The sequence below is a fragment of the Moorena sp. SIO4E2 genome (assembly GCF_010671945.1).
Lineage (GTDB): Bacteria > Cyanobacteriota > Cyanobacteriia > Cyanobacteriales > Coleofasciculaceae > Moorena > Moorena producens.
In genome coordinates, this window is the sequence record NZ_JAAHIE010000045.1 from 1 (window position 1) to 12,131 (window position 12,131).

The window sequence follows — 12,131 nt, forward strand, 5'->3', positions numbered from 1 at the left end:
TTTTACCAGCATAAGGATTTATACTGATCGTGTCCTGAATCATTGTTTTAAGTTTTTGCTTTAATTTGGGCGTAAGTTTGGCAACATCCTTTTTAGCCTCTTTGGTAAAACGAACTTCGTAAACCATTAATCAATATCTCCCAAGACTTCATCTAGGGAGTAGGTTTCCTTATTGGTTATTTGTTCAAGGGATCTTTGTAGGCTTTCCCTCATTCCAGGGATGGAAAGTAATTCTAAGGTTTCTTGTAAGCTTTCATAGTTTTTTCTAGAAATTAAAACAGCAGATCCATTAGAAATCTCGATTTCATAAACTTTGTTTTCTTCTGTGACTGATTCAACTAGGTTAATTAACTCTTTTTGGGTAGCAGTAACTGTCAGCTTTTCCATTTTTTTGATTACCTCTTTTTGTTATTATAGCAGTTCTCAATTCGGTAGAACAGGAATATATTCGTCTGATCATATTTAGGAATCCCGTAAGCATTCATCAGTCAGAAATGGAACGGGCAAGATGCCCATTCCACCAACATCCCCATTCCACCAACATCCCCATTCCACCAACATCCCCATTCCACCAACATCCCCATTCCACCAACATCCCCATTCCACCAACATCCCCATTCCACCAACATCCCCATTCCACCAAGATTCCCATTCCACCAAGATGCCCGTTCCACCAACATCCCCATTCCACAACAATATGCAACGCCTAATAACCTTGGCCAATAGGCCACGCGATCGCTGAAAGCGGGACTCTCGGCAGAGCCGACGCTACGCGAACGTCCATCGCGTTCAACCTAATAACCTACCCTTCTCGAACGCCAAAGGCGAACAACCTTCTAACTAACCTTCAACCTTCTAACTAACCTTCAACCTTCTAACTAACCTTCAACCTTCTAACTAACCTTCAACCTTCTAACTAACCTTCAACCTTCTAACTAACCTTCAACCTTCTAACTAACCTTCAACCTTCTAACTAACCTTCTAACCTTCAACCTTCAACCTCCTAACCTTCAACCTTCTAACTAACCTTCAACCTTCTAACTAACCTTCAACCTTCTAACTAACCTTCAACCTTCAACCTTCAACCTTCAACCTTCAACCAAATAACCTTAAACTCCCCAAAAAAAGTAGCCGCAGAAATACCTTCCACGGCTAGGAAATCTTACTATGCCTGAACTTCGTACACCAACCCAGAAATAATCCGATCCAATTGACCAAAGGTCACCCTAGGCGAACAGATTTGATTCTTGGGCTAGGGGGGAAACCCCCCCTACTAAGTTAGTCTAATCTAGAATTATGTACTTCGTCATAGTTGTGATAAATTCGCCAGGAATTCCAGTGGGCTGAAGGGGGCTCCAGTCCGAAATTTGGGCATAACGCAGTGCAGAAAGGGTATACATGGTGTTGCTTATTGCCCGGCGGGACCCCTTCAGAATATGCTGAACGGGGTATTTTTTTTGGGAAGGTTCCTGAGGAGTATTACTAGGAGTGATTTCCTCAGGATTGTTTTCTTGATTCGGGCGAAAGTTGTCAGGCATAGTTCAAAAGTGTTTTTGAAGTGTATACTATAATCATAACGATTATAGTATACTTTGTCAAGGGTTTTGATAATTTTTTTTTTGAGGGGTAATTGAAATAAATCGTACGGTAATGAAATGGAAGCTTGTTTAAAAAAAGGGGTTTAATTCCGTCAGTTGGATTTGATTTCGGTGCGTTAACAAAATGCTTCGCATCCTACAAAAAATAGGTGCGTTACACTTGCGTTAACGCACCCTACAAGATATGCTACCAAAAGGCGATCTTACTTAAGTTTTTTACCAGTCAATCTCACCTTCGTAAGCCAAAACCAAAACAATACCTGTCAAGTTCTCTGGACTGAGAAATCCGCTTTCATCTTGATCTGAAAGTAACCAAGGCTGTGTAAAAATGTTGTCATTTTTGTCGTTATACTCCTCGGGTGTTGCGGAAACAATACCGTTTTCATCTTTGTTAAGTTTGAGCGAAATTGCTTCATTGCCAGCGATGGTTAGATTCAGGGTGGGTAATGGATTGACCTGATTACCGCTGTCGGATAAGTGCAGTTGCAAGTAAATACTGGAGCGTTCTTCAGTAGAGGCGGAAATACTGTAGTTTTTCAGGTTGCCACGGAATAGATTGGGTGAGACAACAAAGGATAGCTCGTTGTGATTTGGACTTTGGAGTAACTGTTGCTTTAAGTTAAGAACCACCTGTCCGGTAAACTTAGTGAGGTTGTCGGCTACAGTGTTAGAAATAGTAGAACCCCCTTGCAGTGCTGTGTACCTGAGGGTGATAATCACATCGGTGATACTCTCAAAGTCGAAGCTATTGTTGGCTTTCGGCATTTTCAATATCCAGTCGGAAATCGCTCCTGTGCCTTCAAAGGGCAAATACCGCTCCTCTTGGAAGTTGAGAACGAACATACCGCTATCGTTGACTCCCTTGGAGATAGCAATTTGTTGGTTTTTCCGCCAATCTTGCCGTAAGGTTCCCGTATCGGGTTCGTTACCTTCTAGGGTTAGCAACCACTTAACCGCATTGGTATCGGGTTTGATTAAGACCTTGTCCCCGTCTTGGGTAAGTGTGGCGTTAATATTTTGGTAAGGTCCGACCACTGCAGGAATCGACAGCTCGATGGTTTTGATTTGACGGCAGTAATGACTGGGGAAGTCGAGGGCAAACAGCTTTTCGTCAAAGCTAAAGTGGCATTCTCCTGTTGTCTTTAACTCCAGGAAAGCTTGGGGGTCGAGTTGACCCAGGGAAACAATTTTTTCGATTTCCAAGCGGCGTTCGTTTCCATCCAGATAAGCCTTCTCCAGTTGGTTGAGTTCTAACATCAAGCTTTCCCCTGCCAACAATCCTTTTTTGTTGCCGTCCCAATGGATGGGTTCGATGTAGATGTCGTCCTGGTTCAATTCGTACTGGTAGGCTTTTTGGGCAGAATAGGCCATTTCCAAAGCAATTTTGTAGGTCTGGAAATACAAACCAGACAAGCGACCTAACATCCATTGATACAAGTCTTTGTTGGTAAATTTGTCTTTCAGGAATTGTTCTACCTCTTGGGAATGGGCGATACTCTGCTGGTGAACCTCTAAATCCGCTTGAGCTAGCTCGATGCGCACCTTTGCCACTTCAATTTGGGCTTCGATTTGCTCGGTATCCCATTCTGCCATTTGCTCTTGGAATTGCCAGTCTTCTTCCCGACGTTGGAATTGAGCGATGGTTGAGGCCAGAGAAGCACTGTGAGTGAGAATACCTGCTATACCATCTAACGTGGCAGCTCCCATATTAATCGCCTCCCCAAATTCCATCCCGCCAAAGGCAAATCCAAAGGTATTGGGCAATAAGTGGCCCACGATCGCAGCACCACGAACCGCAGTTGCAGCAACCTGGGGGATTAAGGCTTCACCCATCAGAGTTACCGTAGCTTGTTCCCCTCCGTTCCATCCTGCCGTGATTAAGTTTTGATAGTGTTGACCGCGACCTTGGGCTGAGGTTAAACTCTGTTGCAATGCTACCAGGTTGGCTTGTGCTTCTTCAATTTGCTTTTCTTTAGTTTTGGTAATCAATTGTAACAAGATCGGTTCTTGGGTAGCACGCAACACTGCTAGTTCTTCGGCATCTTTTTTCTCTAGGGTATTGAGCAGAGTAGAACCCAGTTGCATGACAGTTGAGGTCATGGCTTTAGCCCGTTCTAGCAAGTGGGAGAAGCGATAGTGGGGTACAGTGTCGGTGGTGGCTAAATTGAGGGAACCATCCCCAGCAGCGGCTAGGCGCACTAATTGGTTGGGGTCGATGGGGGGTGCGAACAAGGCTAGTTGTCGTTCCACGCCTTGGATATTTTGGCAGTGGCGGATTTTGAACAGGCGGTCTTCGACTCGTTCCCAGTATTGGGCCAGTTCTGGGTTTTCGCTGACGCAGAAATAAGCATCAATGGCGTTAAAGGGCACATTATTGCCAAAGTTACTCAGAAGGTTGTCGTCTAAATAGTTTTCTAGGTCGATCAGGAATTCGGGAATGCTTCCTGCATCTCCATAATGTGCGCGAATATCTGCAAAGCTGGCGGGTTCTGGGGTGCGTACCTGACCGACATTTTCGGGTTTCGGACCGAGCAAGTCATGGGCGAGCATATATAGGGTTGTAGCTTGGGTAATGGCCTCCCAGGTGTCTTGGGTAAAGAGGGAGTCTGCCCAGTCAAGCAGGTTGTCGATATAGCGCATCACCACGGATTTTTCATAGGCACCAATCCGCAGGCGAGCAATGGCATGGGGGTCAAAGGGATTTTCTTTGTAGGCTTCGATGGCGGCTTCGTTGGTTAAGATTTCTTTGAGGTCTTGGAGGGTATTGCCTCGGAAGGGTAGGAATTGCCAGAAGCGTTCAATGTTAATAGCCCGATCCCAAATCTGAACTTCAGCAATTTCGCCATACCAAGGATCGCCGCTTGCTTTTCCTATCCAATACTTGCTGTCAGAATTGTCAACGTTGGCAACTTCTGGTGGTGCTTCTGCGATTCCAAAAAGTTTACCATTACGATAAACTCTATATTGATTGCCATCTTTAACCCAAGTAATGTGAACCCACCCGTTCATCGACGATGTGTAAAAATCCTCCAAGTTAAATAAAAATCTGTTTCCACTACTATCGTAAGAATCTACATGCAATGCGAAATTCTGATTGGATCTCCTAATCATCCATAGACTTGGCATTCTGCTCTCAATGGGGCCATCTTGTTCGCCAATGAATCCTTTATAATAATTATCGTCCTCAGGAATTGAGGGCTTGACCCACAAGGAAATGGTAAAACTTTGTGAGTTATTAAAAGGATTGTTAATCTCAACGTAGTTATCTCTATTGCCATCAAACTCCAGCACGCTTCTGGAGCTAGCACCGGGAAAATCATTGACAGTTTTCCATTGGAGAGTCCCTTTTATAGTCCCATTGTTATCGCCTTTGTTATCTAAGATATCACTCCCGCTCCCCTCGTTCATTGGCCAGTAGCCTACTAGCCCTTCTGTATGATCCGGAGGCGGAGTTGTCGGGTCAAAGATATACTGATACCACTTACGGGCTTCGTTATAGCGTTGGTTAGCGTTTAAGGTGGAGGCAATTAAGAAGGGAATGTGGAAGAAAATTTCCCAAAAGTAAGCTCCATAAGCCCCGTCAAAGTCGAGGCTGATATCCTCGTTAAATTCCGGTGGAAAGTTTGATTCTTCGGATATACTTTGAGACTCCAGAGAGAGCAAACCATCTAAACCTTCAGCAAACAGGGTATGATTGAAGTGCCGGATGGCGCTAGTGGTAAGGCGGGCAACGGGGGAAAGTTGATCAGCTTCAGATAAAGCGGAGAAAGCTTCGCTACGGTTGTGCAGGGTAAAGGCTTCGGATTGGTTTTTGATGGGGGTAACGGTGGTATTGCTTGGAAGCTCGGGGCTAGAGGGTAAAAGACTGAAGCTGGGACTGGGGATAGAAAAAACATCCACAGCTTCCGACAGAGGCTCGCCCCCAGCGAAGATAGCTAGATTCCCTACTGTTGTCGCTGCTAAACGAAAACGTGCCTCTGACAATTCGAGGTCTAGTTCTTTTTTGTCCAAAGTCCCGTTTTGATATTCAAAAACATCCACTACGTCCGAAGAATCGTTATTAATACCCCCAGCGAAGATAGCTAGATTCCCTACTGTTGTCGCTGCTAAATGAGAACGTGCCTCTGACAATTCGAGGTCGAGTTCTTTTTTGACCAAAGTCCCGTTTTGATATTCAAAAACATCCACTCCGTCCAAACTATGAATAGATGAGCCCCCAGCAAAAATAGCTAGATTCCCTACTGTTGTTGCTGCTAAACGAGAACGTGCCTGGTCAAGTGTGAGCTCGAGTTCTCTTTTGACCAAAGTCCCGTTTTTATATTCAAAAACATCCACTACTTCCGAATACTCGTCATTGTAGCCCCCAGCGAAGATAGCTAGATTCCCTACTGTTGTTGCTGCTAAAAAACTACGTTGCTCTGACAATTCGAGGCCGAGTTCTATTCTTTTCAAAGTCCCGTTTTGGTATTCAAAAACATCCACTACATTTGAATAATCGTCAGCACGACCCCCAGCGAAGATAGCTAGATTTCCTACTGTTGTTGCTGCTGGATGATCACGTCCCTCTGAAAGTGTGAGTTCAAGTTCTTTTCTTACCAAAGTCCCGTTTTGGTATTCAAAAACATCCACTGCGTCCGAAAAACGATCATTGTTATTGAAGCCCCCAGCGAAGATAGCTAGATTCCCTACTGTTGTTGCTGCTAAATTAGAACGTGCCACCGAAAGTGTTAAGTTGTGTTCTTTTTTTACCAAAGTCCCGTTTTGGTATTCAAAAACATCCACTACATTTGAATAATCGTCAGCACTACCCCCAGCGAAGATAGCTAGATTCCCTACTGTTGTTGCTGCTAAACGAGAACGTGCCACCGAAAGTTTTATAGAACTACTGTCTTTTTCCAAGAAAGGTGTAGGAGACGATATCAGATCGCTAGCAATTGTTGCTTTCAATTCTGATTCCGGCTCTTTAAGATTTTTGTTTCTTTGTTTAAAAAACGAGTCTTGTTTGTCATTAAATTTGCATGCTAACACAGACTGCAAGCCGCCAAGGACACTTGTTATCAGTCCAGATTGGAGGCTTGGCTCTGGAACTACCATGGGATAAACCTGCTGCCAAAAATCCTTGCCCAAGCTGGGATCGTCTACCTTATCACTGGGAATTTCTACATCTGTAACCAGGTCTTGGGGTGCCACCCATTTCTGACCAACATTCTCAAATGAATACTTAATCGTTGCCTGGGTAATCTTCACCGTGTCATTTACATCATTGCCCTGGGGTTTTTCAATTTCCTTCGTTTCCACCCAAAAAACAAACAAACGATTAAATGCATAGACTGGGGCCAAATAATCCGAGTTAATTTGCAGGTCAATTTTTTGCCAATGTCCCCACAGGGGTTTATTATCGGAAGGTCGTTCGCAAGTTCGATAATAGAAGGTATGGGGTTGAGTTAGGGTTTTGGCCAAAATGAACAAGGTTTCAATGGGTTCAGGACTTTTCGGCGTTTGCACCTCAAAAATACCGCTATCAACAATTTGCAGTTTTGCCAGTTCCGCCAACTTATCAAAATAATTGCGATAAGCCACTTCTACGGTAGCTGCTGTAATTTCCGACTGTAATAACTCATCCTGCAACTCCTTAAAAATAGGAGACGCATCCTGACGCAAACTGGGGTCGATGTAGTTTTCCGGGTACAAAAACACCTTGCGATTCGCTTCCCACAGGCGGTAATTCATAATCCATTCCCACCACACCGGGGGAATCTTTACCTCACTCACACCCGGTTCTATCCCCATTTGACAGCGCTGCAAATAGGTTTGCACCGACAAAATTGCCAACTGAATGCGGGAGTTACAAGCACAACTGGTCATCTCCACATCCAGCAGCAGATATTCCGAAAGTTGGCGCAAGTTTGCCATCTCTAGTTTCCACAACGCAAACTCAGAGAGAATTTGGCTTTGGCGTTCTGTAACAGCGCCATTGAGCTTTCCAAAAACTTCAGTCCATTCTTGGTAACCGTACTTCGCTTGGGTTAAATTAGCTATCGAGTTGGCTTGACTTTGATAAGTGTCCCAATCTTCACTTGCCGCTCCCTCCTTCAATAAATCGCACAAATTGCATAAGATCTGAACGCGGCAGCCCAGGAGGAAACTGAGGTCAAAACATCCTTTAAGTTTCAGCAAACCTTCTACTGAATCATAGAATTCTTCTTCTGCTGAGGGTTCCTCTTCTGAGGGTTCTTCTTCTGAGGGGTTGAAATACTCAATCACTCGCTCAATTTGTTGTTCATTCCAACCTGTCAGTTCAGCTAGATCTTCGATAGAAGGGTCTTCCAGATATTCAACTAGACCATTATCGGGTTCATCGAAGCTGCCCACTAATTTATGCTTAAATCGGTAGAGACTCTGGACATTTTCAACTGTTAGTTCCGTCAAGGATTCGATATTGTAGGCTTGGGGATGATTGGTAATGCTCGTCAGTTCTGGATCGGTGAGGGGGAGCTTGAAAACCAGCAAGTACATTTGCGAGATGTATTTCAAACAGCCCACAATCTGATTCCATTCTTCCGTTCCTATTTCGACTTCAGTTAACAGCAGTTCGATATAATCGTCTGCTCCTACTGACTCGGCCCCCAACTGGGCTAAGATAGAGAATAAACCAGGCTCAATGCCATAATGGCTGGCAATTGCTTCATTCAATTCATTTCGTTGGTCGTCACTTAAATCCCCTTCTGGTAGTTGAACGTTTTTCCATAAATCCTTCATCAAGGATTCCAGATTCTTTTCTGGCAAAACGACGGTCACAGAAGCGGACTCAATTCCATAAAGAATGTAGTCGAGTTCGTAGACAGTGAAACCCGATAGTTTCAGCCATTGAGCTAAGTCAGCGATCGCGATTAATTGTTCGATGTCAAATTGATAGGCAGCAAGTAGGGCAATATTCCAGATGCGGACTGCTGCGATTTGACCGTTGAAAAAGCGATTTTCGGTGTCACGACCCATCTTACCAATCACAATGTTGGTGTTGCCCGAAATCGATTGATTTTCTTCTTTAGTACCAACTAGCTCTGCATCGACATACAGTTTCATGTAGCGAGGGTCTTTGACCGCCGCAAAGTAATGCCACGTCCCATCTGCGTAGCTCTTTTCAGAATAAATATTTTCCCCTCCCGAACCTCCAGAGGGAACCCGGTGTAAATACCTCAATTTGCGATCCCTGTTTAGTTCGACCGCCAGATTGTGTCCGCCCCATTGAGTAGCGGCAAAAATCGTTTGGTCTGAATCGGAACTACTCTTGAACCAACCCGAAATGGTATATTCGCTCCCAAAATATTGAGTTTGGCTGAAGGTGATGGAGTTATCGCTGCCATTAAACTGCAACACTTTTCTGGTAGCAGCTTGAGGAAAGTCCGTTACCTCCTGCCAGTTCGCTTCTCCATGCAAAGTCCCGTTGTTACTGCCTGTCTTATCGTTGATGGTCGTGCCCGACCCTTCATCCATCGGCCAGTCGCTTTCCAGTTGTTCCACAGAGGCCAAGGATAGATGGAGGAACTTTAACAGCAATTTATACTCTTCTCCCTTTAATCCCAGTAAATTAAGCACTTGGGCATTCCGGAAAAGTCCTGACAAGTTAGTAAGGTCTAAGGTAACTGTTTCTTCTGTAGTCCAGATTCCCCGGACTAGCACATTAAAATCCTTATCCTTCAATTTCAAGGCAGCTAGGAGGCGCTTTCGCAGCAGAGAATTGCGCTCGTCGGTGCCATCAATTTCCCAAGGTTCCTCTGGCGGAAATTCCTCTTGTCCTTGAAACGTAAACGGGTTATTAAAGATGCGATTGAATAAGTCTTGAGGGCGTTCTGGTTTGTCACCTTTCCCGATTGTCTTCATGTCGTGCCAAAAACTGCACAGCACATCTAAGGGCAACTTGGTTTGGACTTGAAGTCGCTTAATTTGGGCAATTTTTTGAATTGCTGTTTCATCAATCTTTTTATTGCCATCCGAGGAAATAGAAGCGAGAACCCAGTCCAAATCGGCAAAAGACCAATCCAGTTTTGCGGCCAGACGTAAGAAGCGATCGATGCGATCGAGTGCTGTTAAATCCAGGTTTTCAATTTCATCATTATCGTTCAGGTTCAGATATTTATTGTCTGAAAAATGTTGATTAATGAAAAATTGATGGGCTACATCAGATTCAATTTCTGCTGATGACAGATTTTGATAGAGCAAGTCATCCAATTGCTGCCAAGAGAGTTTTGTTTGTTTGAGGAAAGTTTCTTTTTTCTTTAATCCCCAAAAATCATCCCCTGGCTCGCCCTCAAAACCATAGCGCTCTGCTAAATCATCAGTTTGAGGCGTTGTTATTAATTTATCTTCTTCTGGAGAAAGTCCTATATATTCCCGCGCCCAAGGGGTGCTGTCAGGTTCTTGAGGATGAAAGGTTTGGTAAATATCAGCCAGATTAGTCTCTAAATTGCTGATATAAATCCGTATCTGTTCCAGGTAAAGATTGAAGGGCAAATTCCGGGGATATAGAGCAGTCGCCAGGTGTTGAAATACATCGTCTTCTCCCAGTTCCTGTTCGAGTTTTTCTTCTAAAACTTCGCTGACAATTTGGGTGTAGGGAACGGTATCGTTAGTATTGTCACAGGTCAAGAGAATATTTTCTAAATCGGGGCGGCGACCCTTGAGACTCAGGTCATTGTCACCCTCAACAATATACTCCTCAACCATCCGCATTAAATCCACAAAATAGGCAGATGGACTGAAAATCGACTGACAGGGTTCGCATTGTAAATAATCCAGACTGCCAAATAATTCTGGGTAGCTGGGAATATCCCCTAAACTATTCCGGATTTCCTGGGCACTGTCAAATAATGCCGTTGCCTGGCGTGGGGAACTAAACTGAATGGCATTAGCCAAAAAGACCATTAATCCTGCTGTTTTTTCCCTGGCCTGGCGATGAACTGATTTGGCCTTTTCGGGGTTACTAAAGTTGGCCGCTTCCACAAAAGCAGTTTCGGAGAGGGAGGCGATGGCTAAGGCAGAATCTAATTTGCGATCGCTTTCGCACATGGCCATTGCTTCTTGGGCATCAACACCCAGGCGCAATAGTCGTTGGCAGGCTTTGAGGCGAGCAACAATGGGATCCTGGTCTAAACTTTCCCAATTTAATGAGGTCAGAGCATTCTGATCGAAGAATTTAAAGCTTAGTAAGTCAACTTCTTGGTTGCGTGCGAAGAATGGCTTGAGAATTTCGTTGTTTTTGATTGCGGTTAAGTCTGACATTTTTACCTCTTTTTTTTTGGGTTTAAGTTTGGTGGTTGGGTGGGATTGCGGTGCGTTACACTATCGTGCTTCGCACCCTACGAGGGAAGCGATCGTACTAGCTTGCTCAAGGTTTTTTATTGCGGTTAAATCTGACATTTTTGCCTCTTTTTTTCGGTTTTAAGTGTGGGTTTTGGGTTGAATTTCATGGTATTCCGAGAAAATATGTAGCATGTTAAAAGGGATTTTTTAAATTATTTTTTAGCTTTGCAATATTATCCAGCTGTTGTTTTAACTCCTTCTGAATATACCGCCTCTGCTTAGAATTTATCAAGCTAGTATTTCTTTTATGATGCTTATGTAACTTTTGGGGGATATTTCCTTTTTCGGCATAATCAAGAGCTTGTATTGTGTATTTCGCAACTTGCTCCACTATTTTTGCATTAGTTTTATCAATTGCTTCTGGGCTAAATGTATCCAATAAGTGTTTTTTTAAGGCTTCATAATATTTGCCTGCTTCAACTAGTTGTTCTTGATTTTGTGAAAATTTTGCATCATATCGACTTGCATGAGGACCATGAGTTGTTTTGTGCCTTCGATGCCAATCACGAGGTAGTGGTACAGCTACCCTATAAAGCAAAGGTTCGAATCCTCCTTCTTCTTTTCCCCTTAACTTGCCTCCTCTTTGTGAAGCATCATGTGGAGAATGATCGACCTCTACATATGCAGGGTTATCGCCTACTCGTCCTAGTCCTTGTGGTGAAAGGTCTTTAAGTTTTTCCGCTAGATACAGATACCTAAAATAGGCGTAGCTTCCTGAAGGATATGACTGAAGCTCTTCTTTGGTTCTATTATCAGGGTCTTTGTATGAACCAAGCTTCAATTTTTTTGTTGTATTCTTATATTTCTTGTCCTTTCTGCTTGCTAGATTCTCCTGTCGTTGTCCCTCACGTGCCTTCTTGGCTTCTTTAGTTCCTCTCAGTGGGTTTTTCTTAGTTTGTTCTACATTCTGTTTTGCTGCACGGGGGTGTCTTACAGTACCAATTTCATCAATGTATGTAATCGGATTCCCCCCCACAAAAGCATACAAATTCAACCCATCAACAGTACCGGCTGGATCGCAACTCATCCACCTTCCCAACCAAGGGGCATAATACCGGGCACCGTAGTAATACAATCCCGTACTCCCATCCCGTTCCTTACCGGAATAGCGGTAGTGCTTCAACTTCACCTCCACCTCACTACCTGCCACAAATGCGGTCCCCCCATAAGGGA

General features: G+C 44.0%; 5 protein-coding genes. All 5 read right to left on the reverse strand.

All coding sequences use genetic code 11. The annotated features are described in order from the left end of the window. Window positions 1-126: 126 nt before the first annotated feature. Window positions 127-387, reverse strand: coding sequence for a type II toxin-antitoxin system Phd/YefM family antitoxin (locus F6K37_RS08055; RefSeq protein ID WP_287249397.1), 261 nt, complete (start codon window positions 385-387; stop codon window positions 127-129). A 75-nt stretch (window positions 388-462) separates the two neighbouring features. Beyond that, on the reverse strand, window positions 463-723 hold the full coding sequence (locus F6K37_RS08060) for a hypothetical protein (RefSeq protein ID WP_287249399.1): 261 nt from the start codon (window positions 721-723) through the stop codon (window positions 463-465). 560 nt (window positions 724-1,283) lie between these two features. Further along, entirely contained in the window at window positions 1,284-1,538 is a 255-nt protein-coding gene (locus F6K37_RS08065) for a hypothetical protein (protein ID WP_287249401.1), read from the reverse strand. Window positions 1,539-1,814: 276 nt separating this feature from the next. Beyond that, a complete protein-coding gene (locus F6K37_RS08070; RefSeq protein WP_287249403.1) occupies window positions 1,815-10,877 on the reverse strand; it encodes a Tc toxin subunit A-related protein in 9,063 nt (3,020 codons plus the stop codon). Between the two features lie 214 nt (window positions 10,878-11,091). Beyond that, window positions 11,092-12,131 (reverse strand): RHS repeat-associated core domain-containing protein (locus F6K37_RS08075; RefSeq protein ID WP_287249405.1); only part of this gene is annotated, 1,040 nt, incomplete at its 5' end.